Here is a 25,237-nt window from a genome sequence, read left to right on the forward strand (position 1 = left end):
ACATAACTAAGCATGCGTTACGTCCTGCTTGAGATGTAGGTGTACGCGTTAATTTATTCATAGTGAGGATAGTTTAGCATATGAAATGTCGGAAATTTTCCATTTTTTTCTTAAATATGTGTTAAAAATGATACAATGAACCTGAATCTTAACGAAAGGAGTGAGCTTGTGGAAATCACGATCACTTTGCCTGAATCGCATCAACCGATGACGATTCGAGAGTTATTAGAAAACGAATGGCTCGTTCCTCGAAAAGTCCGACATTTTTTGCGTACACGTAAAAATGTCTGGCTCAATGGTGAACCTGCCTTGTTCCATTATGAAGCGGCCGCCGGTGATCAAATCACCTTGCTTTTTGAAGAAACAGATTACAGTTATCAACCCGTACAATTGGGAAATCCACAAATCATCAATGTCTTATATGAAGATGAACATCTCATCATCGTGGATAAACCTGTCAGCATGAAAACACACCCAAATGAACCGACAGAAACAGCGACTTTATTGAACCATCTAGCAGCTTACTTGGCTCAAAAAGAACAACGACCGTATGTCGTCCATCGCTTGGACAAAGAAACAAGTGGTGCTGTTCTATTCGCTAAAAATCCTTTTATTTTGCCTATTTTAGGTCGAATGTTAGAACAGAAAAAAATCTATCGACGTTACCAAGCCATTGTCTGGGGGAAACTTTCTAAAGATGTTACGATCACAGACAAAATCGGCAGAGATCGTCATGATCGTCGCAAACGAGTGGTTGATCCAAGAAATGGACAACCAGCCATCACACATGTCCAAGTCGCCGAAGTTTCGGCAGATAAAACAAAGGTCTATTGTGTCTTGGATACAGGGCGAACCCATCAAATCCGTGTGCATTTAGCGTATCAAGGACATCCCATCGTTGGTGATCCACTCTATCAAACGAAGCCAACAAAACGTTTGATGCTTCACGCGTTGGAACTCCATATGACCCATCCGTTTACCCAGGAGAAAATCATTGCAAAAGCATTGCCAGGGTTATGGTAAATATTTAAAAACTAGCCATAAAAAACTGACATTTGGTAACTTGATCCATTACCGAATGTCAGTTTTTTCACTATCCTTGTCAAAAACATGAATTGACAGTAAGCGCATACATGCTAAACTTACTTTATATACATTATAAAAAACATCAAGGAGATGATTCATATGAATATTGAAGTAAGTACTCTTTCACCTCAAATTGCCGTGGCAACCAAAGCGACTGGTGTTACCATGGAGAACATGACCGCTGCAATAGATACAGGCTATGAAAAATTGATGCAAGCCGTTAGCGAACAAGGTGCCCAATTGATTGGTGCGCCCTACTGTGCTTACCTGAATAGCAATGAAGACTTTACCGTTTTTGATATCGAATTAGGGATTCCTGTCAACACTGCAATTTCTGCAAATGATGAAGTTTATATGAGCCAAACGTACGATGGAAAAGCAGTTATCTCCACACATCAAGGTTCTTACGCTACACTTGAGTCAACTTACGAGGCTTTGATGGTTTATCTGCAAGAAAATCAATTGGAGAGTACTGGCGTTTATTATGATTACTATCTAAGTAATCCGCTTGACACACCGGAAGACCAATTATTGACACAAGTTGTTTTTCCAATCAATTAAGTTCGGATTCATGTTGCTCCAAACTAGTCTCATTTGCAACGATTATTTCTTGTAAATAATGCTTCTATGACCAATAGCAAATATTTCAATTATAATTTCAGAGTCAATTATATTTGCTAGTATGCGATAATTCCCAATGCGGTACCGCCACTCACCACCTCGATTTCCCGTCAATCCTTTACCGTGTTGTCGAGGGGTGCTGGTTTCTTCCAAATTTTTTCTAATCCAAGCAACGATTATTCTTGCCTGATTTCGATTTTTTTCTGTGCTTTATGTATGTAGTTAAATATATACCCCCTCTAACAACTGCTCCATGTCAATTTGAGATATACCTTCCTCTTCTTTTTCTTTAGAAAGTATTATTGCATCATTTAGTAATTCCAACTCAATTTGCTCTTCTATTTTTTCAAGGACTGCCGTTCTGTAAAGTTTCGTCAATGATAAGTTGTGTGCTTTAGCGTATTCTACTACTAATTCTTTTTCGTCATCAGGAATTCTAAATGTAATTATTGATTGCGCCATCATCTATCCCTCCGCTCTAAGTTGTACCTATATCATACGAAAGATGCGGTTTTTGTCAATACAACGTTGGTACATAACATATAGAATAAAAAAGAACGGCTACCAATGATGACAGTCGTTCTCTATACCTATTTTTATTCAAGTTTCCATCTAAAATTAAAAGTCGCTATTTACTTCTTAGATTTATGCAAATTCGTTTCCTTCTCGATGCGCCTTTTCCGCCAACAGTAAGCTGCCGACGATCCCACTTTCATTTGGCATTCCCCATTGAACGATATACTCATCTACTGGTGGCGTTTCCATATAACCTGCCATCAATGTCGTAAATTGTTCTCTCACTTTTTGCAGTAGGTGTGCTTGATTCATGACACCGCCGCCTAAAATAATTTTTTCTGGAGCGATCGTCAAGGAATAATTGACTAATGCTTGTGCAAGATAATAAGCTTGGATATCCCAAACTGGATGATCTTCCGGTAGATCTTGTCCTTTGATTCCTGTACGTGCTTCGATCGATGGTCCAGCAGCTAATCCTTCTAAACAGTCTTTATGGAAAGGACAAGTTCCTTCATAATCATCTTCTGGGTGACGTTTGACCATGATATGCCCCATTTCTGGATGCGCACTGCCAGAAAGAATGTCGCTATTCAACACGACACCGCCGCCAATGCCTGTGCCGACAGTCAAGTAGATACAGCTATTTTTCCCTTGCGCTGCCCCTTTCAACAGTTCGCCATATGCCGCAGCATTGACGTCGGTCGTCCATGCCAAAGGAACGTCGTATCGTTGTTTGATACTTCCCAAGAAATCAAAATCTCGCCATCCTTGTTTAGGTGTAGCTAAGACGTACCCATAGCGTTCGTTGGTTGGATCAATACCGATTGGGCCAAAGGAACCGATTCCAATTGCTTCTAACTCAAACTGATCAAAAAATTCAAACACACGTGCCAAGGTTTCTTCCGGCATCGTCGTTGGCACACTGATTTTTTCAATGATCTCTCCTTGATCTGATACCGCACAGATAAATTTTGTTCCGCCTGCTTCTATTCCGCCATACATCAATTATTCCTCCTCAAAGCCGATTGTTCGAATCTCGTAAGGTCGCAACATCGAGTCAATCGTCTCCTGACATTCTTCTTCAAGGAGATTCAACAGTTTGCCTTTACTGTCATTTTTTGTTAACTGTAACGATTCTAAATGACTAGACATATTGAACCCTCTCGTTACTAGTTTATCATTAAGTTTACTTCGTTTCAAAGTAGTAATTGCAAACGTTTCCCCTTTTATTGATAAATATTTTTTTTTTGATGATAGTTTACCGACTTGATTCGGCAATTGTTTTGTCGAAAACGGAATTTGCGTGGCATAAGCATGTTTGTATGTGGCAAATTTATCTTCTCCTGCATGGACTTCTAAACTGTAATCAAATTGATGAACACCTAAGCACTGTGCTTCCGGTGTTGGGAAATACCCCCAGTCACCCATCTCGCCGACACAACGCAGTAAGGTCACTGCAATCGTTTTTCCATCCACGATTTCATATTCATTCAAACCAAAGTTACCGATCGTCAACCCTTGCTGTTCATCCCCTAATTGAACAAAGGCATGTTGATGTTGCGGATTGGTTGGATTTTCCCAATTCGCAGATACTTGGTTTGGTCGAGTTACAACTTCAAAAATACTATCTGCTTCGTGTTGTTCCACCTGTAACTTCGTTGGAAACAGGACACGTAAGCGATGATCTTTCATCTGGTTGTCAATGACGGTCGTAAAATCGATTTTTTTACTCTGCGCATGTAGCGTAATCAGCGTAGTGATTTCTAATGGCTTTGTTTCTTTTGAACGTTGAGCTTGTCTAAAGCGGAACTCTCGTACCATTTGTTGCTCTTTTTCTAATCTGTCATCTGCCGAAACAGGGATGTCGATCGTTACAGTTACTTTGACTTGAGCAATTTCAGATGTATCTTTGATGATTTCAACAGTGCTTTGTTGATTTTTTGAAAGAATTGCTTTTTCTCCTTCAGGTTGCTTGAAGATATATTCATTCCCGATATCTCCTACATCTTCAAATAGCAACAGCTCTTCAAACGTTTGTCCGGTCGTTTTATCCAACAAGGTCAATGTGCCATTTTCTTCAATGGTTAGATGCACTTGTTGATTTTCTAAACTCCGTCCTGCTTGATCAATCATCGATTCCTGTTTTTCTTCACTAGCTCCTTCAACTAAAGTAAATGTTTCCCAAGAAAAAGCAGGCATGTCATGAATGGGCAGTTCGATCGTGACGTTTTTTTTCATATACGGTACTCTAAAACGGTCCTTTGGTAAGTCATAGCCAAAGGAAACAACTTCTTCAGAAATCAAAGCTGGTATTTGTTTTTTATCTGCCGTTTCCACATGATAGTGCTTTTTAGGTTGTTCCGCTAGTTCTTGATATAGCTCTTCTGGAATCCCTTCAGCAAATCGTTTTCGCTCCAACTCTAAAGTGATCTCTGCAGACCCTGTTTTAGGCATTCCACCGGTATTGAACACGACAAAAGGATAACTTTCCTTTGAAAAAGTACTGGTATCGATAGCTGTCGCTAATTGTTCCAACGCTTCTTGCGCTAAATATTTCCCTACTTCATTCGCTTTTTCAAAACGAGGGATCATTTCACGATGGACGGAATCAACTGAACATCCGCAAATACTATCATGAGGGTGATTTTGCATCAGTGTTTTCCAGGCATAATCTAATTGATCGTGTGGATAGTTTCCTGTGACTTCATACGCCATCGCCGCTAAAGGTTCTGTGACATTTTCAAGTTGACGTTGCACTTTTGTGTTCCATTGTTTTAGATAAACTCTTGCAGAAGCTGTATTCGCTAACGTGTACCAGCCATCAGTTTCTTGACTGGTTAATTCACCTTCGACCGCACCAAGTTCCTGCGGGACATCTTCTTGTACAGCTTTGAGATAGTCCGTAAAGTTCGAATGGATAAATTCATAATCGGGGTATAAGTCATTTGCCAATCGGATTGCTTTTGATATATCTTTTTGTACAGGTTGGTGGTCCACACCATTCATCATCAATAAATGATCCGTAGATGCATATTGTTCTGCATCTGCTAACTTCTGATCCCAAAAACGAATGGCCGCTTCTTTTTCGGCAGGAATCTCGTTGCCATTGCTATACCAGTTAGCAAACAATAACCCAAAAATCTCCGATTGATCTGGTCCTTTCCACCACATTTCAGAATATTGCGAGGAATAATTTTCGGCTTCTAATACTTGGTTGTCAAAGCCGATCGGTTTGACACCACGACCAAACGCAGCCGCTTCTAAGCCTACTTGTTTCATCATTTGCGGTGTCTGTCCCATGTTACCGAACGTATCTGGGAAATAACCTAACATGACAGGCGTCCCCCATTTACGACTTTCTTCCATACCGATCAGCATATTTCGAACATTTGATTCTGAACTGATCAAAAAGTCATCTTGCAAGATATAGAAAGGGCCGATACGCAATTTTCCAGCATCAATGGCTTTTTGGATGGCTGCTTGTTTTTCTGGGCGGACTTGTAGATAGTCATCTAGAATGATGGTTTGCCCATCTAAATGGAAGCTGTTGAAGTCTGGATCTGTTTCAAATAGCTCTAGTAAATCATCCATTAATTCCACTAGTCGCATATGGTGCTGTTCATATGCCATGTACCATTCACGGTCCCAATGGCTATGAGAAATGATATAAACTTTTTTCTTCACACTGCTCTCCTCCTTATTTTTCCACTCGGATATCAAAGTAATCCATGACTAATTCGCAAAACATCATATTCGCCCATGAGAACCACTCTCTTGTATAACTTTCAGGATTATTGACATCAAATCCTTCGTGCATCAAATGTGTGCCAGCATCTGTGGCGACTAACAGATCAAGAATCCGCTCTTTTTCTCGTTTATCTTCTGTCGTCATCCCTTCCATCGCTAAAGCGATTGGCCAAACATAATTTTCTGGTGTATGAGAAGAGCCGATTCCTTTTGCATATTGCCCTTCATAGTAATATGGATTTTCTTTACTTAGCAAAGTTTCACGCGTGTGCAAATATCTTTCCTCTGTTGGTAGACAGTAGCCGAGATACGGTGCTGCGATCAAATTCGGTACATTGCTGTCGTCCATCAACGACGCGTTTCCTAAGCCATCGACCTCATACGCATAAATTGCTTCTCCACGACTATTCTTGGTCAAGCCATGCGTATCAATGCCTTGTTTGATTTCTTGCTTTAAGTGATTAGCCGCGGAAACAATTTCTGCCTCCGCTAAAATTGAAGAAAAGATTTCTTCAATATAACCTAGTACGACTACCGCAAACATATTCGATGGGACAAGATAGCCAAACTGACAAGCATCATCACTTGGACGAAATCCTGACCACGTCATACCGGTTGGTGCGATCACACTTCCTCGCCCTTCATTGACTAACGTATCTTCTTTTCTTGTCGTGTCGCGCATAAAGGTATATGGTGATTGCTCATGATTTTGTTCCACCTTGAAAACATGCAAGATTTTTTTGACGCCTTCCACAAAAGAGGAATCAAACTGATCCACTCGACCAGTATTCTTATAAAGTAAATAAGCAAGTTGGACAGGGTAACATAAAGAATCGATTTCATATTTCCTTTCCCAGATCCAGTCGTTCATTTCTGTATGATCCGTTTGGTGCCCTGCGCCATTTGCTTCTTCATTGAAAGCATTCGCATAAGGATCGATATTGATATAATAAAATTGTTTTTTCACTAGTCCGCTGATCATATCTGCTAAGTCAGTATCTTCTTTTGCAAGGACTAAGTACGGACGAACTTGGGCGGTTGAATCTCTCAACCACATGGCAGGGATATCACCAGTCAAAAGAAATGTCGTTCCGTCTTCTTGTCTTTTCACAGTAGTCAGCAATGTATTTGCAAATGCAGCTGAGAAATTCTCTGCCCAATCAGCATGCGCCTCACCACATTTTTCAATGATCGTGTCCATAAATTGTTCTACTGATTTTGGTATACTTTTATAAGCCATATTTATTCTCTCCCCTATCAAAATGATATATCATAAGAATTATAACCTTTTGAACAACGATTGTCTACGCTTTCATAAAAAGTTTTATCTATTTACTTTTCTTTGTTTTATGCTATGATTTAATCATGATATATCATTAAGAGGTGTAATTATGGAGCAGCCATTATATAAAACAATTTTTCTAGCGTTAGAAAAAGCAATCAATGAGGGGACTTTACCTGTCGACAGTCAAGTCCCTACCGAAAAAGAATTATCTGAGCAATACAATGTCAGCCGTATCACATCAAAGCGCGCACTGACCGAATTAGAACAATTAGGAATGATTTATCGCGTTCGTGGCAAGGGAAGTTTTGTTAAAGCCCCTTCGACGAAAACCGGCGAACGTATTTCGTCTTCCCAAAAACGAATTTTATTTTTATTGCCTTACTTGTCAGATCTTTCAGTAGGCGATTTTACACAAGGATTAAACCCAGTCATGCAAGACAAGCAATTTGAGGTCATGATGACTACCTTAGATTTTCTTGAAAAGAAACGAGCAGATGATATCATGCAAGAGTTCGATGGGCTGATTTACTATGCCTTTCAAACCGATCAGCATCTTGATCTACTCTTTGAATTATCTTTACAAGAGTTTCCAGTTATTATTTTAGATAAGAAAATCTATGAGCTGCCTTTCCCAACCGTTCTGTCAGACAACTTCCAAGGAGGATCATTAGCAACACAACAGCTGATAAAGGAAGGACACAAGAGAATCGCCTATCTTTTTGGTGATACCACACATCCACAGTCTGTCAGACAACGTTACCTTGGCTATCTTGAAGCATTGAATCTAGGAAAATTATCTTTTCATACAACATTAAACGCGCAGGAACTCACTGAGGATATGTTAGATACGTACATCCAACAACAAGTAACAGCTTTTGTCTGTGAGAATGACTTAGTTGCCATCCAAACAATGAATCAGTTAAAGAAAAAAGGCTATCAAATCCCTAATGATTTTTCCGTTATTGGTTTTGATGATATACAAGCCGCTGCTTTAGTTGATCCACCACTCACGACGGTTGCCCAAGATTTCAAACAGTTAGGCGAACTTGCCGGAAATGCTTTGATTGAATGGCTCGCAACAAAAGAATTACCGAAAGATATCAAATATCCTGTCACATTGATCCAGCGACAATCAACAAAGGAGATCAAAAATGAAGATCCAACAGATTGACACACGTCACGGTACAGCAAATCAAGGAACTTTTTCAAATGGGAACTGCCTGCCTTATACAGGCGTTCCTTTCGGCATGAATTATTTTGCACCACAGACAAACGATCAAAAAGGCAGTTGGTGGTTCCACCCTGAGGATCGCACGTTTCAAGGCTATCGTTTGACCCATCAACCTAGCCCTTGGATGGGAGATTTCAGTCATTTCTTGATGACTCCGATCAGCGGAGCATTAAGCGAACCGACGATTTTTCATGCCCAAAGCTCTTATCGACCAGAGGAAAGTCTATTTTGTCCGACACATTTATCGATCAAACAATTGCGCTATGGTATCCAGTCAACATTGATTCCTAGTATGTATGGCGGTATTCTCTCGCTAACTTACACTAAAAATGATAGCGGTTTATTATTGTCATTTCCTGGACGTTTCCGTCTGACTGCCAAAGATGCGTATACGCTAGAAGGACAAGTCACCCATTTTGCCGGAGCAGAAGACCCGAATTTCACTTTTTATTTTGTGTTGCGCTTCGATCAACCTTTGACAACTAGCACACTCGATTATGCCAGCGAACAAGCCGCTGCTATTCTGATTTATTTTGGTCCTATCAAGCAACAAACGATTCGACTAGGCACGTCGTTCATCAGCAACGAACAGGCACATCATAATTTGAGACAAGAACAAAATAAACAAGAAAAAGACTACCTTTTAGAGAGTCGTAAGCAATGGCAGAGCTACTTTGATCGAATCAAAATCAACCATCATGATCAAAAGCAAACGGAAACGTTCTATCACAATTTGTATCGAACATTTCTATTTCCTCAAACATTTTATGAAATCGATCAAGAAGGAAAGAAAGTTCATTATGATACTAGTAGTCGTTCGATAAAAGAGGGAGTTCTTTATACAAATAATGGTTTCTGGGATACGTACAAAACGGTTTATCCACTTTTTTCATTGATTGCAGTGGATAAATATGAAGAGATATTGGAAGGCTTTTTAAATAGTTATCGAGAAACTGGCTTCTTACCTAAATGGCTTTCGCCAGATGAACGAGGGCTAATGCCTGGAACGTTGATCGATGCAGTGATCGCTGACGCTGCTGTCAAAGGTATCGGCACACCGAACATGCCTGAATTTTTAGAAGCGATGAAAAAAGGAGCGACGATTCAAAGTGAAAAGCAAAATTATGGTCGCCAAGGTACCAATGATTATTTGAAATATGGCTATGTACCGAACCATTATCATGAATCGATCAACCACACCCTTGACTATGCTTATAGTGATTTTTGTATCAGTCGCGTCGCTCAAACACTAGCTGATGACGAAACGGCTCATCATTATCAGCAACAATCAAAAAACTACCGCAACGTTTTTGATCCACAAACTGGCTTTATGCGTTCAAAAGATTTATCTGGACAATTCCGACCTGATTTTTCTCCTACTTCTTGGGGAACAGACTATGCAGAAGGAAGCGCTTGGCAGAGTAGTTTTGCTGTGTTTCATGATTTTGCGGGATTGATCGAAGTACATGGCGGAAAACAAGCGTTCGAGAACAAATTAGTTGAATTATGCAATCAAGCGCCTACGTTTGAAGTCGGTGGGTACGGATTTGAAATCCATGAAATGAGTGAAATGGCAGCAACTGAATTTGGTCAACTAGCCATCTCCAACCAACCAAGTTTTCATTACCCTTATCTTTTCCATTACATTGGGAAACCTGAAATGGCACAGCCATTGATCAAACAATTATTGACACAACTTTTCGATGCCTCACCCACTGGTTATCCTGGCGATGAAGATAATGGCAGCATGGCTGCTTGGTATATCTTTAACAGTTTAGGCATGTATCCCGTCACACCCGGAACAGGTGAATATGTGATTGGTATACCCTTATTTGATCAAGTGATCGTATCACTTTCAAATGGAAAACAGTTGACCATTCAAGCTACACCTAATCAACCACAACAACAGTTTGTTCATCAGGTGAGTCGAAACGGAGAAACTTATGAAAAGCTATACTTTACTCATCATGATTTATTAAAAGGAGGAACGATCAACTATCATTTAGGAATCGTACCTACTACTAAAGCTTATTCAGAGGAAAGTTTGCCCTATTCTCTAAGTCGCAAAACGTAATAATAGATATTCAATGAGAAAATAGTAGAAGCAAGAAACCTTCTTCAGCAATAAGTATAGAGGATGAGCAACTTCAGTCGGACTTTATTGAATGATTGATTTCATCCATGGCTCGTTGTTTACAAATGCCTCGTTAAGATGCTATACTAAAGAAAAGAAGCGATGCTCGAACATCGCTCCAATGTAGCCGTTTTGTGGTAGCAAAATTTTACGTAGTAAATCCGTCAACTTCTGCTAAAAGTTTATGACGGGTTTATTTTTTATCGTTTTTGCTTATTGTCAGCATAATGCCAACAAGCGCAAGCAGCAACGATCCAAACTGGATCATCAATGCTAATGCTTCAGCAACAGACAAAATGGCTACTCCTTCCGTTGAAGTAGGAAAATGCTCATACGCATCACCCCCTGAGTAGCTACCATCATAAACAATCTACATTGTCTATTTTAACATAGAAACTATCGTATTTTTCTGATTTTATGTTTTTTTATATGATTGTTTCACCACAAACAATCATATAAAATAAAAGATACAGGAGAAACCGGCTTGCACATCCTCTGTTTTTTTATTTGTGAAAATATGTTTACAGATGACTTATTAAGATGCTATACTAAAAAAGAAGCGATGCGTCAACATCGCTCCAATGTAGCCGTTTTGTGGTAGCATGTTATAACGAATTTAAACCCGTCAACTTACGCTAAAAGTTTATGACGGGTTTATTTTTTATCGTTTCTGCTTATTGTCAGCATCATGCCAACAAGTGCAAGCAGCAACGATCCAAACTGGATCATCCGTGCTAGTGCTTCCGCAACAGACAAAATGGCTACTCCTTCAAAAAGCCATATAAAATAGAGGTCATGAGATAAATATTCTCACAACCTCTGTTTTTTTTATTTAGACAACACGCCTTCACTTTTCCCTTGATTTTCTCGATATTCTGTCGGAGATTGCCCGACGATTTTTTTGAATAATTTTGAAAAATAGGTCGTGTTGTTATAGCCGATCTCATTGGATATCTCATTGATATTTTGATTGCTATGGAGCAACAACCATTTTGCTTGTTCCATTCGCAAATGGTTTAGGTAGGAAGAAAAACTTTTCTTTGTTTCTTTTTTAAAAAGCTGGCCTAAATACATGACATTTAGGTGCAGATCCTCTGAAACTTCTTTTAGTGTCAGTGGCTCATGATAGTGTTCATGTAATATTCCCAGTACTTTTTCTACATTCAGGCTGTATTTTTTTTGATTTTGCTGTTCTTTAAGTAATGCCAATAACAAGTGGTGCAAGTCTTGGACTGATTTTGCCTGATTGATTTGTTGAATGCCATGTAAGTATTCATCATCTTCTAAGCGGACGAACTCTCTTTGGATATCCATAAATAGCAAAAAACTCAAGTGCCGAATATCTTCCGGTGTCATCACGGCACGTTGGAATTGCTCAAAAAAGTCAGTGACCATTTTCTGAGCGGCTTCCAATTGTCCACTTTGAAGTACGCGATTAAAATTCGAAAAATCAATCACTTGCTCGTTGGCTACATGTTGATCGGCATATATGATCTGTTGCTTTTGTTCGCCATAGAATTGATGAAGTTGTAAATTATCCTTCGCTTGGTGAAAGCTTTCCGGTATTTTCTCAACTTCCTTTGTCTCTTCGCCAATACTGATCAACCACTCTTGTTCTGAAAAACAAGTTTCGACTAAGCGGCAAAAACCAGCGACTGTCTGTTCTTCTAATAACAGAACGTATAAGAGCAGCTTCCCATAGTTTCTTTGATAGTAGTAGGGTTCTTTTGTTTTGACCAGCCACTCCTTGACGGTTTTTTCTGCTTCTCTAGGCAATTGAACCAAAAGGATGCGCCGCTGTTTCGACCCCAATTTCTCCAATAATTCTTCTTCACTTGGCTCATCTAATTCTTCATTCAGCCATTGACTAAACAGGATTTCTTGAAAGATTTCTTGTTGATTTTTTTGTTCGTATTGATGGTCCAAACGTTTCTTAACTGTTTCCAGGCTAGTAATCAGTTCTGTTTTATTCACTGGCTTCATCAAGTAATTCACAGCTCCTAGTTGGATGCCACTCTTCAAATAATCAAATTCTTGATAACCAGATAAAATCATAAATTCAAAATGAGGATATTGCTTTTGAGCAACTTCAATAAACTCTAATCCATTCATTTCAGGCATCGTCACGTCGGTCAACACAAAATCAATCGGCTGTTTTTCCAGAATCGATAGTCCTTCCATCGCATTTTCTGCTGTAGCGACTACTTCAAAACCTAAAGAATTCCAATCAATGATTTTTTTCAATCCCGCTAAAATCATATATTCATCATCTATCAGTAAGACGTTATACACGGTCGTCCCTCCTCGTAAAGGTAATATGAATGGTTAGTCCCCCTTCATTGTTTCGCTCCAACATCATCTGATAACTTTCGCCAAAACTACCACGCATCCGCTCATTGACATTCTGTAACCCAATCGATTCAAATAATTCTACTTTTGGATGAGCGAGTCTCGCTTTGATTTCTGCTAAACGTTCCTCAGTGATCCCTTTGCCGTTATCGCGAATCAACAGATGGACAACGCCATTTTCTTCGAATACTTTTACACTTAGCGCATTATCAAAGCGAGTAAAATCGATCCCGTGCTTAAAGTAGTTCTCTACTAAAGGTTGCACGATGAATTTAGGCACTTCGATATTTTCTAATGAAGGCGCAATCGTAAAATGATAAGCCACACGATTAGGGTAGCGCATTTGATACAAATACACATACTTCTCACAAAAGTCCAATTCTTCTTTTAAGCGAATACTCTTTTCCTGATTAGTATTATTCCGTAACAAGGCGGAGAACGCATAAACGACATCTGCTAACTCTTCACTACCTTCACTGATGGCGTACATGCGAATATATTCTAAGGTATTGTATAAAAAGTGCGGATTGATTTGTGCTTGGAGTGCGCGCATGTGGGCATCTTGCTGCTTGATCTCTAACTTGTAGATATCTTCCACGTATTGATTGATACTTTTCAACATGTCATTGATGCCTACAGAGAGATCTTTTAATTCGTATTCAGTGATGCTTGTATCCACACGTGTATCTAAGTTGCCTTTCGCTACTTCATCCATGGCTTCCATGACTCGTTCGATTTGTTGAGAGTAACGCTTGAATGTCTTGTATAATAGCAAAAGCAGCAACCCGACTAATATGATCACGCCAACGATCAAAGGTGCTAAACTTCTTGCAGTGACTCGACGAACCGCACGTTTGTCTAATGTAGCTAAGATACGATAATCATCGGATAACCCTTGTGCTTGGATGAAGTTTGATCTCGCTAATGCTTCCAGTGGTAACGTCGAATCTGCTTGTAGTCCATGATCGATCAGTTTTTCTTGCTTAGCCACTTGTCGTTTCGCCAATGCTTGATCATGAAAAGTATATAATCGGTTACTAGTTCCTGATATCATATAAAGCGATAAACCACTGAAAGTATTTAAATTAGACAACGCTGCATCCAACTCATTTTTATCGAAGCCCACAAACATACTGCCAACTTCTGCGCCTCCTTGGGTGATCGTCATCTTGATGTAAAACGCGCTTTTTAATTGTGGTGTGCCACGTTTGACCGTACCACCTTTATTTTCTCGTGTGGACTCAAAATATTCTGGCAACTGATTAAATGTAAGATAGACGGTACTCACTTCTTCGTATGCGACGTACATATCGCGAACTAAGTTAGGAAAAGAAAGAAAATCTGATGTTTCTCGCTGTTTGTCATAAGCATACATCAGGTATTGATCGATCGGTTTCGTCAAGTACGTCGTGATGTTCTCGATTTTATCTGCATTTCCTACGAACTGATCTTTGATGACTTTGCTTAAAGTTGTTTTATCACTAAGGGTTCGTAAAGTACTTTGGACCGCCTCATTCGTCACTTGTTGGGCTTGTATTTGTCTTTGGATGAAGGTGTGCGCACTGATGATGAAAGTAGCAATCATCGTCAAAGAAATCATGACGATTGCATATTTACGTAATAATCGATTCAACAATGTACCCTTCGAAAAGATAAAAGCCAGCCTATTCATACGCTTCCAGCTGTATGTCCAGCTTTTCCCGCCATTGCTTAGTGATCAGCCCATTCCAGACGGTGAGCAAACCAATCAGTCCAAATAATATCAATCCTTTGTAGTTCCACGTTACCCAAAGAATCATTCCACTGCCAAGGATGATTTTTAGAAAAGTTGAAAAGCTAGCAAAGCTGGAGATCAAGCTTAATTTCAATAGATTTCCTAAACTCATTTGATAACTACTATCCAAGATCATGCTATATTGATAAGTGGCATAGGCGTACAGCATGCTAAACAGTAAAATAAAATCAATGACTAAAAAAAGAATGCCTTGGATCTGTACCGATAAATACAAATTATAACTAAGTAAAAAGAGACACGCAGAAAAAAGACCAAATAATTGATTTGCTCGAACAAAGTTTTGTTTGAACATCCGCCAACTACCGCTGAATGTGATTTCCTTATATTCGAACCCATGGCGATAAAATTGTTCATTCACTGCTTTCCATGCTGGCCCGATCCCTAAAATGACTCCCCCACAAAAGGTCAATCCCCAGAAATACAACGTCAATTTCATTATGACCCATACACGTATGAACAATGTTTCTAATGCTTTACCTAACACACGTCTCCCCCCTTATTCTTCATCTTATCCTATTATACAAATAACAGCGAACAATAAAAAATGTCCGCCGTTATCTTTTGATTATTTATTATCTTGTCGGAATGTATCGTATTGTTTTTGCATTTCTGTCAATACTTTATCGTAGCCAGCTTTGTCTAAGGCGTCCATTAATTTTGGTAATGTTTCATCTGGATCGACCGTTCCTGTATTCAAGCCGTCCAAATATTGATTCATCACATTAGAAATATTGCTTAATTCTGTTTTGACCGTATCAGTATTGAAACTGAACCCTAGAATCGGAGAAGTCTCTGCTTCAGCGATGGATTGATCTCTTTCAGCAATCATTTCATCGGTGATCGTATCTTGTGTATAAAGGATTTTGTTGTTGCCAGTATTCCAAGCAGACATGTGGGTTTTTGGTTGGTATCCATCTAATAATTTTACTTTGTCATCGCCTACTTTTTCCCAAGCTTCTCCTTCGATTCCCCAAACTAAGCCATTAAGCAATTCAGGATCACTGTTGAGTAACGCTAAGAATTCTACTGCTTTTTCTTTATTTTTTGACGTATTAGAAACAACAAAGTTTGCCATTTGTGCTTGTGCAGTCGATTTCAATGGCACAGTGATCGGTTTAGACACTAATTCTTGGTTGGCTGCATTTGTTAAGATCGTATCGCCGTAATCGTAAGGTCCTTGCGTTTCTCCACGCATCAACCATGTGTTACCTTCTAAAGGATAATCTTTGTTGCTTGTCGCTGCATCACTAGGGATCAAGCCTTGATCGTACCAACTGTGCATCGTACGTAACAACTCGATGTATCTTTCGTTGTCATATTGGTTGATGATTTTTGTTTTATCCCCATTCAAGTCAACCGCAAATGGCAACGTGTTTCCTAATGGATAGTCAAAGTCACCTTGTACTTTGAATCCTTGGCCGATTGCAAAAGCTGCTGTATTCGGTTCTTGTTTATGGAATTCCTGTAATACCTTTTCAGCATCTTCATACGTTTCGATTCCATCAATCGATAAATCATATTTATCTAACAATGGTTTATTAAAGGTCAAAACTTGTTTCGCAAAGACGTTGCCATTTACTGGGAACGCATAAAGTTTTCCATTGACTAGATTGCCTTTAATATAGGCTTCATCCAACGAATCATACGCTTCTTTTCCATATTTAGGAGCTAATTCTGTCAAATCTGCAAATGCGCCTTTTTGAGCATTTGATACATAGTTATTGGCAAAAGCGATATCGTAATTTTCACCTGAAGAGATGATGACGTTCATCTTCTTCTCATAGTCGCCCCAACCGATATAATTGATATTGACTTTCACACCGATTTCTTCTTCGATTCGTTTATTTGCCACTTCCATCAACTGATCAAGGTTATCTGGTTTATCCCCGATCTGATACATTTGTAATGTTGGAGTATCACTGGCTTCTGCGTTATCTTGATCACCTGAACCACCGCCACAAGCTGCTAAACTGATTGCTGTTAGTGCTGAGAATCCTGTAAAAGCTAATTTCTTCCATAACTTCATTTTTTCTCCTCCTATTTTTAGTGCTTTATTCTTTGACGCCGCCAATCGTTAACCCTTTAACAAAATGTTTTTGGAAAAATGGATAGCTGATCGCAATCGGTAACGTCGAGATAACAACGATCGCCATACGAGCAGACTCTCCAGGAACTGAAGCAAGACCGCCGGCTAACTGACTGCCAGCTCCAGCATTTTGAGTAAGATATTGGATATTACTTTGGATCTTCATCAATAAATATTGCAATGGTACTAGTTTATCATTTTGGATATATAGCAAGGCATTGAACCAGTCGTTCCAATAACCTAAAGCTGCAAATAAACTGATTGTCGCAATCCCTGGAATCGCTAAAGGTAAGACGATTTGAACAAAAATCCGCAGTTCACTTGCCCCATCGATCCTAGCCGATTCGATGATCGAATCAGATACCGAACGCTTAAAGAAGGTTCGCATCACGATAATATTGAATGGACTGACCGCCATCGGTAAAATCAACGCCCAAATCGTATCTTTCAGCTGTAGTAAGTTTGTCATCACTAAGTAGTTCGCAACCATACCTGGTGAGAACAACATTGTAATCAAACAAAAAACTGTAAAGAAACGACGAAACGGAAAGTTAGAACGAGAAATCGCATAAGCATACAGAGACGTTGCCGTACTATTGATCAACGTTCCTAAAACCGTCACGAGAACGGTCACGAAAAGCGCTTGAAAAATCTTGTCTTGCATCTGATCAAACAAGAAAGTATAGCCAAAGGTACTAAATGCTTTAGGCCAGAAACTGTACCCGTGCGTCGATAAGGCAGATTCTTCTGTAAAAGAAATCGCAATCACAAAAATAAATGGTAACACACAGGAAATAGCAAAAAGTGCAATCAAGATGTTGGAGAAAAAGTTGGTGGTTTTATTGAACGAGCGGATCTCCACTCGTTGGACTTTCTTTTTATTCATTTCTCTCCTCCTTAGAACAATGCCGATTCGCTGTCAAAACGACGAGCAATCGTATTGGTGATCATTAATAAGACAAAACCAACGACAGATTGATAAAGCCCAGCTGCAGCTGTCATGCCAAAGTCACCCGTGGATGTCAGACCATTGTAGATATACGTATCTAAGACTTGAGTCACCTCATAAAGTGCGCCGGAATTTCTTGGAATATTATAGAATAAACCAAAGTCGGCTCGGAAAATATTTCCAACAGCCAATATCGTCAAGATCGTCATCAATGGAACCAACTGCGGGATAGTGACATGCTTGATTTGTTGCCATTTGCTTGCGCCATCGACCATCGCAGCCTCGTAATAGGTTGGATCGATTCCCATGACCGAAGCAAAGTAAATGATACTGTTATAGCCGATTCCCTTCCACGTTCCAATAAAGACTAAAATAAATGGCCAATATTTCGGATCATTATACCAATTGATCGTTTCGCTGCCATTTGCTGCCAGCCATTGATTGAAAATCCCTTTATCTGGACTTAAAAACGCATAGACGAAGTAACTGATGATGACCCAAGAAAGGAAATACGGCAGCAGTGACATCGTTTGATACACTTTTACCAAGCGTTTGTTTCGCAACTCACTCATAATGATTGCAAAGACGACAGATATCAAGAGATTCAATAAAATAAATGTCACATTATATAAAATCGTATTTTTCGTGATCAAAAATGCTTGATCGGAAGAAAATAAAAATTTAAAATTCTCCAGTCCCACCCAAGGACTCTCCCTTAAACTTGCAAGAAAGCCATCAGCAGAAATATGGAAATTTTTAAACGCAACCACATTCGCTAGAACCGGGATGTAAAAGAAAAAAATCATCCAGATCATCCCAGGGACAGCCATTAAAACAAGCGCTTTGTATCGCCATAAATTGCCAATAAACCCTTTTAACCCCTTCCTTTTTCGCATATAAAAACTCCTTTCCCCTCATTCGCACTGTAATTATAGCGCTTTCAAAAAAGAGAATAAATAAACAAATTATAGGTAAAATGAAACAAATTATAGAGAAGGGGATGGAAGGAGTGTTCAATAATGAGTAATCAGACAGAAAAAAACTACTTACAGAGTCGAGAAATATATTCCTTGATTCTGTAAGTAGTTTCTGTCTCAATTACTCTATTTATTTGCTACTTGTAGTCTAAAAACTACATAATATAAACATCTCCAAATAATTAACCTAGTATTAATAGAGTGAAAAAGTTCTCTTGAATCTCTGGATACTGATAAATTCTAATACAATAATATAAAATGCTAATACTATAGAAATCATTAGTATAAAAAGACCTATTGAAAGGAAAATGGAGTTTCTATGATTGACCTGAATATCATAAGGTAAAATAGAATTGAACAAAGAGACCAGTTTCATGTTCAGAAGAATGGAAAGTACATAACTAAGACTTAAACCTAACATGTATATAAAAAAATTTTTAAGCAGGAATTCTCTCAACACATATTTAGGATGGATTCCCAAGTATATTTTTGTTTCAACATCTATTCTATCAATTGCTTTTATTAGCGACATTTTATTTCTAAAATCAAATAGTATATAAATAGAAATTATTACTATTAAGAAGGATAGAATATCCCTCCCAAAAGAAATTTGAATAATTAAAAACTGGTTTCCATTTAAACTTAGTTGTGCAGACTTTAAATCAGCACTCATTATTTCTTGTTCCATGACTTGAATCAATCTTTGTAAATATAGCTGCAAAAAAACACACTCAAGAAATAGGATTCCAATAATAATAATCGAAACAATGTATCTAAACCCTGTTTTGCGTGCGCTCTCAAAGCTTCTCTTAACAAGGTATAAGTTAGATAAAATAGTTGGCCCCACATTGATCATAGACTTTTTCTCCTTTAGTTAGCTTAACTATTCTAAATTTGGATTCTTCTATAAAATTAGGATCATGAGTAGACATAATCACTGTAGAACCTAGTCGATTCATTTTTTTCAATAACTCAAAGACAATTTTTGCATTTGCCTTATCTAAATTAGATGTCGGTTCATCAGCAATAATGATTTTGGGATTCGCAACGATTGCTCTTGCAATATTCACACGTTGTCTTTCACCACCAGATAGATTTTTAGGTGAACTTTTTATATATCTATCTATTTTTAAATCTATTGTTACTTCCTCAACTTTCGATTGTATAAATGAGAGTGGATAGCCTAAATATTTCAATTTATATGCTATATTTTCAAACACTGTCCATTCTTCAAATAACCTTGTATCTTGAAAAACTACTCCCATCATTTTCCTTAAATCTTGTAATTCCATATAGTTATATTGACTTAATTCTTTATCATAAATTTTCAAGCTACCGGTATTATACATTCGTCTCCCTTGAATTAATTCAATTAAAGTTGTTTTTCCCGAGCCGCTTGCTCCTATCAGAAAAACAAACTCTCCTTGTTCAATCTTTAAATTTATGCTTTTTAACACCTTATTATTTTTGTGTTCCACGCCAAGTTTATCCATTAAGATGAAATTATCCTTTTTCATATTTCCCCTTCACATAAGTAGATTATTAAACATTTCTATAAACTAAATAACATGTAAAAAAACAACTTTTTCGTTCATTATGTACTTCCATTTTGGGATATACTAGTACTTAAAAATTCCCTATAAATTTTATTTGAGTAGTTTTAATGACTTGATTTTTTGGACAATAAAAAATTCAGATGACTTATACACTAAGTATCATACATCATATACTTATCATTTTATTACATCTTTCATAAATATTTGATTTAGCATCATAATCGTATATGGAATTTATTTTTTAGTACCTTCTCTATTCGTGTTTACGTTTAGGTTTCTCAATTGTTGCAGATACTTCTTTCACAATCTCAAACAAAAAAACTTACAGAATCGAGAACTACATCCCAACCCTATAAGCCATTGTTACTATCTATTTACTTCTAACTTGTGCCAATTCCTCTGCCGTCATTTGGCGATAGTCTCCTAAGGACAAATCATCTGGGAGATGGAAATTCCCCATACGAATCCGTTTCAAATAAGTGACTTCTTTCCCAACGGCTTTCACCATACGTTTGACTTGGTGGAATTTCCCTTCATGTAGAATCAAGCGAATATGAGAGGTGTTAGTTTCTTCATCGATCGAATCTATAATGAGCGTCGCAGGCAATGTTTGTTCATCCCCATCAATAAGTAAGCCTTCTGCAAAAGCTGACACATCTTCCTTTGTCATCACGCCTGCAATCTCTGCCAAGTATTCTTTTTCCACATGTTTTTTTGGCGAGAGCAACTGATGTGAAAACTGTCCATCATTGGTCAGGATCAACAATCCTTCTGTGTCTTTATCTAATCGACCAACTGGAAATAGGTCTTCTCGAAAATCTTCATCAGAAAGTAAATCGATAACGGTTTGATCATAATTATCTTGAGTTGCTGAAACTACGCCAGCCGGTTTATTCAAGATATAATAAAAATCTTTTTGATAATGTAAATGTTCATCCAGATACATCACCGTATCTTCCATTTCTTTTACTTGATGTTTATCACTTTTGATACATACTCCATTGACTGTGATCAAGCCTTTTTTGATCAGCCCTTTAACTTCTTTGCGGCTGCCAAGACCGATATCGGCTAAAAATTTATCTAAACGCATACGATTGTCTCCTTTTTTAGCAATGTCTGTCTTATTTGATGCGCAAACGTCGTCGTAAACGAATCATCCCTTGACGTCCTAATAGCTTATCTGCGAGACGGAGCTTCAATGCTAGATACGTATAGACGAAACCGCCGACTCCTGCTACTAAGACGATCAATACGAGCGATTGGAACTTACTATCTTGATTCAAGAACATCCCCAAAATCATTTTCGTTAGCCCCGCTGCAAGAAGCATCAACATCGTTAGAATAAAAATCAATAAGGTGCGCCGCCACACGAATTTCCGATTGAAGCGTGCCACTTGATGGATTTTCTTTAGTATCAGCGTACAAGAAACGATAAAGCCGATCATCGTTGCCAGCAATGGGCCATATACCTCAAAAATACGGATGGCTGGATACTGCAACACTAATTTTACGATAAACCCAATGAGTAAATAGTAAATAGCTGCTTTATTCTCAAACATCCCTTGGAGCATATTCGATACAAGCATGTAGAGTCCTAGAAAAAGACCAACAAAGCTTGCTTGGACCAACACTTGGCTTCCTAGTTGATCCGGTGTATAAAATAGCGTATTCAACGGATAAGCTAAGAGCATCACGCCACACGTTGCAGGAAACATGATAAAAGAAAACAACTGTAAGTTACTGCTTGTCAATTTTGCTAATCCACGTCGGTCTTTGATCGTTACCGCTTCTGTGATCAACGGTAGACCTGTCGCAGCAATCGATGTTGCTAAAGCAATGACAACCATTGTCAACTTATCAGGATTCGCACTGAAAATCGAAAAAAGATCCAATAATTGTGCATTTGAATACTCGGTGGCATTCGACATGATCTGAATAAATGTAAATTGATCGACCAATTTAAAAATCGTGATCCCTGAGCCGACAATGATAAAAGGAATCGCTTCTTTGATCGTATCCACCAGTAATTCTTTCGTCGCAATCGTCACTTGATTTTCGCTATATTGCACACGAGCTGATGTATACGCTTGATGTTTTTTCAAAAAATATAACAAGACAGCCAAACTGATGACCATGCCAATAAATGCTGCAAAAGTCGATTGAGTGACTGCGGTCACGTAATTACCTGACAGGACATTCATAATGATGAATGTGGAGAGTAATAAATAGAAAACACGTGCAATCTGCTCGACGATTTGAGAGAGGGCATAAGGCATCATTTCCTGATTCCCTTGGAAGTATCCTCTAATGACACTCATACAAGGAAAAACGAGTAGCGCTGCACTTAATGAGCGCATGATCGGAATCAACTCTTCGCCACCACCAGAGGCACGAGCTAACCAAGGAGAAGCAAAGTACATAAATCCTGCAAAAAACACACCTAACACAGCCATCATTTGCATTGCTCGTAAAAACAGCCGACGAGAGGTACCATATTCATTCAATGAATTGTATCGTGCGGTTTGTTTCGCAATTGCAGCTGGAATCCCAGCAGTTGAAATCATTAAGAATAGCGCATAAATATTGTACCCCATATTGAATAACCCATTGGCAGCCTTTGCATTTTCGCCCATCCAAGCATACCAAGGAATAATATAGACTGCCCCAAGCAATCGTGAAATCATATTGCTTGCAGTCATCCAAGCAGAACCTCTAGCCATTTTCTCTTGGACTGTCAAATTTTCTACTGCTGGTTTTCGTTGATTAGTCATTGATCAGATTCCAACTTTCTTCAAAACATTACTCATATTTTAAGTGTAAATCTTCAAAGTAGCAATCTTTTTTGTTAGCTTTTTTTGATTTATCATCGGTCGCAGCCTTTACATAATAACCGTTTTCTTTCATTCGTAGGAAGTTCTTGTGTTTTATCTTTGTTCTTTCGAAATCGTGGATTTTTTATTTTTTTGTGAGTTGCCATTTACAACAGCTGCATATTTTTTTGCATATTCATATTTTCTATCAAAACTTTCTTTTTTGAATTTAAGCCCTAATTCACTACTATCTTGATTAGAGAAAACTGTATCGTCTCTTGTCTTTCCATCATTCGTTGATTTATCAGCTATACCCTTTAACGTACTTTTGACTGCCGCTTTCTCTTTTGCCAGAGTTTCCTCCTTTTCCAACCATTGCTGATACTTAGGGATATTTAAAATGCTAGGTGTTGGTTTTACTAATTCACGAACTTTCTTATTAAACTGGTCTATCTCTGCTACTCCTTTACTCAGACCTTCTGTTTGTTGTTGATACCTAGTGATACGTGGAATGCTAGGAGTTAGTTCTTCATGTTGCAGATACCTAGCAATACGTGGCATGCTGTGAACTGGTTTTTCTTCTTTACGCTCTTTCGTTTTAAACACATAGTCCAACGCTGCTTGCCCTTTAGTCGGCGCTCCATCTTTAGCTAACAATTCTTGTAGCTTAGGGTTAGTTTCTACTTCTTGTATTAATTGAATTGATTCATATCTATCATATTTTGCATAACCTCGCCTATACTTATTGAGACGTACGAATCTATCATACTCAGTAATTTCTGGATTCATTGATCTATTCCTTCTTTCTTTTTATTTAATTAATATACTTTAGATAGAAATAAGATTGATTGATCTTCTTTCCATCCTTTTAACGTTTTGTTTTTCTTACACGTTCAAACTACGACTAAACATTTAACTTCGTTCTTTTGAAACCGTATTATTTCCACCTTTAGATAATGGGGTATTTACTATCTTTGCAGCCTCGTACGCCGAACTAAGTTTACGCGTTAAGAATAGGGGACTCCCTTTCACAGTCGTGCTAAATGGCTTTTCATTTATTTGGGTGGTTTTTGGGCTATGTAAAGAATCGCCTACCTCGGATATTCTCGTTTCTTTCATCTGTAAATGTTGCGCTGACTTACCTTGACTGTTCCCTTGTTTAGATCGTTGCTCCTTATTATTTGTAGTGACGACTTGATCTTTCTGCGTCTTATTCAAAGTGATTTTATCGTAAAGTCGACGACCTAATATGATTCTGCTTGTTGTTTTCAACAGTAACTTAAACAATCTACCGCTTTTCTTTAGAGTCATAAATCTATTTTCACGGCGATATTGTTTTATCGTCTCTTTAAAATTCTTCTCGGATTCAAGCCCCTCCCTCACTCGAGTTGGCTGAAATTGTCTTGCGATCAGATACTCACTAATTGGAGGTTCTCCCTCTTTAGTTACGCCCTCGCTATTTGATAACTGCACCCCTAGTATTTTTTCATCATTCATTGATCTATTCCTTCTTTCTTTTTATTTTAAATAGCGCATTTCAGATAAACATAGTTCTATGTCACTCCTACTCTTTTACTCTTTCATTTTACTTACACTTTCATGCTACGATCTCGTGCTTTTGATGCCACAGCTCTTTCTTGTTTTGACATTGAATGATTTGCCGTTTTTGCAACTTTTTTTGCCAAATCTAGTTTACGGGTGAAGTATCGAGGCCTGTCTTTCGCAGTCACAGTAGAAGGATTCACATTTTGGACCATGTGTGGATGATTTACTGACTCAATGACAGCTGTTTTAGATTTTTTTATTTTACGACTGAGTGTTCTAATTTTTTTTAGTATATATGAAAAAAATCCTCGTCGTTTTGATTTCAGTTGTGAAGATGTTTTCTCTAAATCTGGAACGCTTGCTATTGTATTTTTTGATTGCTCTTCTGATCGTTGAGAAAGTCGGCTATCTTCTAGACTATAATAGATTGAGTCAGATTCTATACTGTGCATTGAATGATATTCTAGATGCTGTTTTGACTGTAAATATTCGGTATTCCCCTTCGATAACTGTCCTTTAAATTCGCTTGTTTCTTCCGGGTTCACTGTTC

At 38.3% G+C, this 25,237-nt stretch carries 23 protein-coding genes and 1 pseudogene; 4 read left to right on the forward strand and 20 right to left on the reverse strand.

All coding sequences use genetic code 11. The features are described from left to right. The first annotated feature begins 168 nt into the window (after positions 1–168). Together DOK79_RS04150 and DOK79_RS04155 are read left to right on the forward strand one after the other, a co-directional pair. Positions 169–1,023 carry an RluA family pseudouridine synthase gene (locus tag DOK79_RS04150; RefSeq protein WP_206853850.1) on the forward strand — a complete coding sequence of 285 codons (855 nt, stop codon included), beginning with the start codon at positions 169–171 and terminating at the stop codon, positions 1,021–1,023. Positions 1,024–1,185: 162 nt separating this feature from the next. After that, positions 1,186–1,647 carry a GyrI-like domain-containing protein gene (locus DOK79_RS04155; RefSeq protein WP_206853852.1) on the forward strand — a complete coding sequence of 154 codons (462 nt, stop codon included), beginning with the start codon at positions 1,186–1,188 and terminating at the stop codon, positions 1,645–1,647. A 42-nt stretch (positions 1,648–1,689) separates the two neighbouring features. Here DOK79_RS04155 and DOK79_RS04160 read toward each other — a convergent pair. The 5 genes and pseudogenes from DOK79_RS04160 to DOK79_RS04180 all read right to left on the reverse strand — a co-directional run. Then, positions 1,690–1,905: pseudogene (locus tag DOK79_RS04160) on the reverse strand (type II toxin-antitoxin system RelE family toxin); the annotation flags it as partial. A gap of 24 nt (positions 1,906–1,929) precedes the next feature. Continuing rightward, on the reverse strand, positions 1,930–2,169 hold the full coding sequence (gene relB, locus DOK79_RS04165) for a type II toxin-antitoxin system RelB family antitoxin (protein ID WP_206853959.1): 240 nt from the start codon (positions 2,167–2,169) through the stop codon (positions 1,930–1,932). Positions 2,170–2,352: 183 nt separating this feature from the next. Further along, positions 2,353–3,225, reverse strand: coding sequence for an ROK family protein (locus DOK79_RS04170; RefSeq protein WP_206853854.1), 873 nt, complete (start codon positions 3,223–3,225; stop codon positions 2,353–2,355). 3 nt (positions 3,226–3,228) lie between these two features. Continuing rightward, positions 3,229–5,907 (reverse strand): glycoside hydrolase family 38 C-terminal domain-containing protein, encoded by a 2,679-nt coding sequence (locus DOK79_RS04175; RefSeq protein WP_206853856.1) that lies wholly within the window; start codon positions 5,905–5,907, stop codon positions 3,229–3,231. Positions 5,908–5,920: 13 nt separating this feature from the next. Continuing rightward, positions 5,921–7,210, reverse strand: coding sequence for a glycoside hydrolase family 125 protein (locus DOK79_RS04180; RefSeq protein WP_206853857.1), 1,290 nt, complete (start codon positions 7,208–7,210; stop codon positions 5,921–5,923). Positions 7,211–7,361: 151 nt separating this feature from the next. Between DOK79_RS04180 and DOK79_RS04185 the strand changes: the two genes are divergently transcribed. Both DOK79_RS04185 and DOK79_RS04190 read left to right on the forward strand, forming a co-directional pair. Next, on the forward strand, positions 7,362–8,426 hold the full coding sequence (locus DOK79_RS04185) for a GntR family transcriptional regulator (RefSeq protein WP_206853858.1): 1,065 nt from the start codon (positions 7,362–7,364) through the stop codon (positions 8,424–8,426). After that, on the forward strand, positions 8,407–10,560 hold the full coding sequence (locus tag DOK79_RS04190) for a GH92 family glycosyl hydrolase (protein WP_206853859.1): 2,154 nt from the start codon (positions 8,407–8,409) through the stop codon (positions 10,558–10,560). The genes DOK79_RS04185 and DOK79_RS04190 overlap by 20 nt, the downstream gene beginning before the upstream one ends. A 253-nt stretch (positions 10,561–10,813) precedes the next feature. On the opposite strand, the gene DOK79_RS04195 is transcribed toward DOK79_RS04190, so the two are convergent. The 15 genes from DOK79_RS04195 to DOK79_RS04265 form a co-directional block, all read right to left on the reverse strand. Continuing rightward, positions 10,814–10,918 (reverse strand): putative holin-like toxin, encoded by a 105-nt coding sequence (locus DOK79_RS04195; RefSeq protein ID WP_339093295.1) that lies wholly within the window; start codon positions 10,916–10,918, stop codon positions 10,814–10,816. Positions 10,919–11,274: 356 nt separating this feature from the next. Further along, entirely contained in the window at positions 11,275–11,349 is a 75-nt protein-coding gene (locus DOK79_RS15475; protein WP_242543217.1) for a putative holin-like toxin, read from the reverse strand. 99 nt (positions 11,350–11,448) lie between these two features. Next, positions 11,449–12,912, reverse strand: a complete 1,464-nt coding sequence (locus DOK79_RS04205; protein WP_206853861.1) for a response regulator — start codon at positions 12,910–12,912, stop codon at positions 11,449–11,451. Then, positions 12,905–14,641, reverse strand: coding sequence for a sensor histidine kinase (locus DOK79_RS04210; RefSeq protein ID WP_206853862.1), 1,737 nt, complete (start codon positions 14,639–14,641; stop codon positions 12,905–12,907). The genes DOK79_RS04205 and DOK79_RS04210 overlap by 8 nt, the downstream gene beginning before the upstream one ends. After that, the gene (locus DOK79_RS04215; protein ID WP_206853865.1) at positions 14,634–15,248 is read right to left on the reverse strand and encodes a DUF624 domain-containing protein; all 615 of its coding nucleotides are present in this window, start codon (positions 15,246–15,248) and stop codon (positions 14,634–14,636) included. Before DOK79_RS04215 ends, DOK79_RS04210 begins: the two co-directional genes overlap by 8 nt. An 81-nt stretch (positions 15,249–15,329) precedes the next feature. Beyond that, a complete protein-coding gene (locus DOK79_RS04220; RefSeq protein ID WP_206853867.1) occupies positions 15,330–16,790 on the reverse strand; it encodes an ABC transporter substrate-binding protein in 1,461 nt (486 codons plus the stop codon). Positions 16,791–16,815: 25 nt separating this feature from the next. Beyond that, on the reverse strand, positions 16,816–17,736 hold the full coding sequence (locus tag DOK79_RS04225) for a carbohydrate ABC transporter permease (RefSeq protein WP_206853869.1): 921 nt from the start codon (positions 17,734–17,736) through the stop codon (positions 16,816–16,818). Positions 17,737–17,747: 11 nt separating this feature from the next. Continuing rightward, positions 17,748–18,695: an ABC transporter permease gene (locus tag DOK79_RS04230; RefSeq protein ID WP_206853872.1), complete on the reverse strand. Its 948-nt coding sequence runs from the start codon at positions 18,693–18,695 to the stop codon at positions 17,748–17,750. 274 nt (positions 18,696–18,969) lie between these two features. Beyond that, positions 18,970–19,632 carry a hypothetical protein gene (locus DOK79_RS04235; protein ID WP_206853874.1) on the reverse strand — a complete coding sequence of 221 codons (663 nt, stop codon included), beginning with the start codon at positions 19,630–19,632 and terminating at the stop codon, positions 18,970–18,972. Beyond that, a complete protein-coding gene (locus DOK79_RS04240) occupies positions 19,601–20,293 on the reverse strand; it encodes a cell division ATP-binding protein FtsE (RefSeq protein WP_206853876.1) in 693 nt (230 codons plus the stop codon). Before DOK79_RS04240 ends, DOK79_RS04235 begins: the two co-directional genes overlap by 32 nt. A 409-nt stretch (positions 20,294–20,702) precedes the next feature. Continuing rightward, entirely contained in the window at positions 20,703–21,422 is a 720-nt protein-coding gene (locus DOK79_RS04245) for a pseudouridine synthase (protein ID WP_206853877.1), read from the reverse strand. Between the two features lie 31 nt (positions 21,423–21,453). Then, positions 21,454–23,103, reverse strand: a complete 1,650-nt coding sequence (locus DOK79_RS04250) for a putative polysaccharide biosynthesis protein (RefSeq protein WP_206853878.1) — start codon at positions 23,101–23,103, stop codon at positions 21,454–21,456. Positions 23,104–23,256: 153 nt separating this feature from the next. Continuing rightward, positions 23,257–23,931, reverse strand: a complete 675-nt coding sequence (locus DOK79_RS04255; protein WP_206853880.1) for a hypothetical protein — start codon at positions 23,929–23,931, stop codon at positions 23,257–23,259. 123 nt (positions 23,932–24,054) lie between these two features. Beyond that, the gene (locus DOK79_RS04260) at positions 24,055–24,639 is read right to left on the reverse strand and encodes a hypothetical protein (RefSeq protein ID WP_206853881.1); all 585 of its coding nucleotides are present in this window, start codon (positions 24,637–24,639) and stop codon (positions 24,055–24,057) included. Positions 24,640–24,731: 92 nt separating this feature from the next. Beyond that, positions 24,732–25,232, reverse strand: a complete 501-nt coding sequence (locus DOK79_RS04265) for a hypothetical protein (protein ID WP_206853883.1) — start codon at positions 25,230–25,232, stop codon at positions 24,732–24,734. Between the last annotated feature and the right edge of the window lie 5 nt (positions 25,233–25,237).

The sequence above is a fragment of the Enterococcus sp. DIV1094 genome, from assembly GCF_017316305.2.
In the GTDB taxonomy this organism is placed as follows: Bacteria; Bacillota; Bacilli; order Lactobacillales; family Enterococcaceae; genus Enterococcus_B; species Enterococcus_B mangumiae.

What these genes read in the sequence shown, in the direction of transcription:
- DOK79_RS04155 (WP_206853852.1), top strand. Translation starts at nt 1,186, where the DNA reads ATGAATATTGAAGTAAGTACTCTTTCACCTCAAATTGCCGTGGCAACC.
- relB (WP_206853959.1), bottom strand. Translation starts at nt 2,169, where the DNA reads ATGGCGCAATCAATAATTACATTTAGAATTCCTGATGACGAAAAAGAA.
- DOK79_RS04170 (WP_206853854.1), bottom strand. Translation starts at nt 3,225, where the DNA reads ATGTATGGCGGAATAGAAGCAGGCGGAACAAAATTTATCTGTGCGGTA.
- DOK79_RS04180 (WP_206853857.1), bottom strand. Translation starts at nt 7,210, where the DNA reads ATGGCTTATAAAAGTATACCAAAATCAGTAGAACAATTTATGGACACG.
- DOK79_RS04185 (WP_206853858.1), top strand. Translation starts at nt 7,362, where the DNA reads ATGGAGCAGCCATTATATAAAACAATTTTTCTAGCGTTAGAAAAAGCA.
- DOK79_RS04190 (WP_206853859.1), top strand. Translation starts at nt 8,407, where the DNA reads ATGAAGATCCAACAGATTGACACACGTCACGGTACAGCAAATCAAGGA.
- DOK79_RS04210 (WP_206853862.1), bottom strand. Translation starts at nt 14,641, where the DNA reads ATGAATAGGCTGGCTTTTATCTTTTCGAAGGGTACATTGTTGAATCGA.
- DOK79_RS04220 (WP_206853867.1), bottom strand. Translation starts at nt 16,790, where the DNA reads ATGAAGTTATGGAAGAAATTAGCTTTTACAGGATTCTCAGCACTAACA.
- DOK79_RS04225 (WP_206853869.1), bottom strand. Translation starts at nt 17,736, where the DNA reads ATGAATAAAAAGAAAGTCCAACGAGTGGAGATCCGCTCGTTCAATAAA.
- DOK79_RS04230 (WP_206853872.1), bottom strand. Translation starts at nt 18,695, where the DNA reads ATGCGAAAAAGGAAGGGGTTAAAAGGGTTTATTGGCAATTTATGGCGA.
- DOK79_RS04235 (WP_206853874.1), bottom strand. Translation starts at nt 19,632, where the DNA reads ATGATCAATGTGGGGCCAACTATTTTATCTAACTTATACCTTGTTAAG.
- DOK79_RS04240 (WP_206853876.1), bottom strand. Translation starts at nt 20,293, where the DNA reads ATGAAAAAGGATAATTTCATCTTAATGGATAAACTTGGCGTGGAACAC.
- DOK79_RS04245 (WP_206853877.1), bottom strand. Translation starts at nt 21,422, where the DNA reads ATGCGTTTAGATAAATTTTTAGCCGATATCGGTCTTGGCAGCCGCAAA.
- DOK79_RS04250 (WP_206853878.1), bottom strand. Translation starts at nt 23,103, where the DNA reads ATGACTAATCAACGAAAACCAGCAGTAGAAAATTTGACAGTCCAAGAG.
- DOK79_RS04255 (WP_206853880.1), bottom strand. Translation starts at nt 23,931, where the DNA reads ATGAATCCAGAAATTACTGAGTATGATAGATTCGTACGTCTCAATAAG.
- DOK79_RS04260 (WP_206853881.1), bottom strand. Translation starts at nt 24,639, where the DNA reads ATGAATGATGAAAAAATACTAGGGGTGCAGTTATCAAATAGCGAGGGC.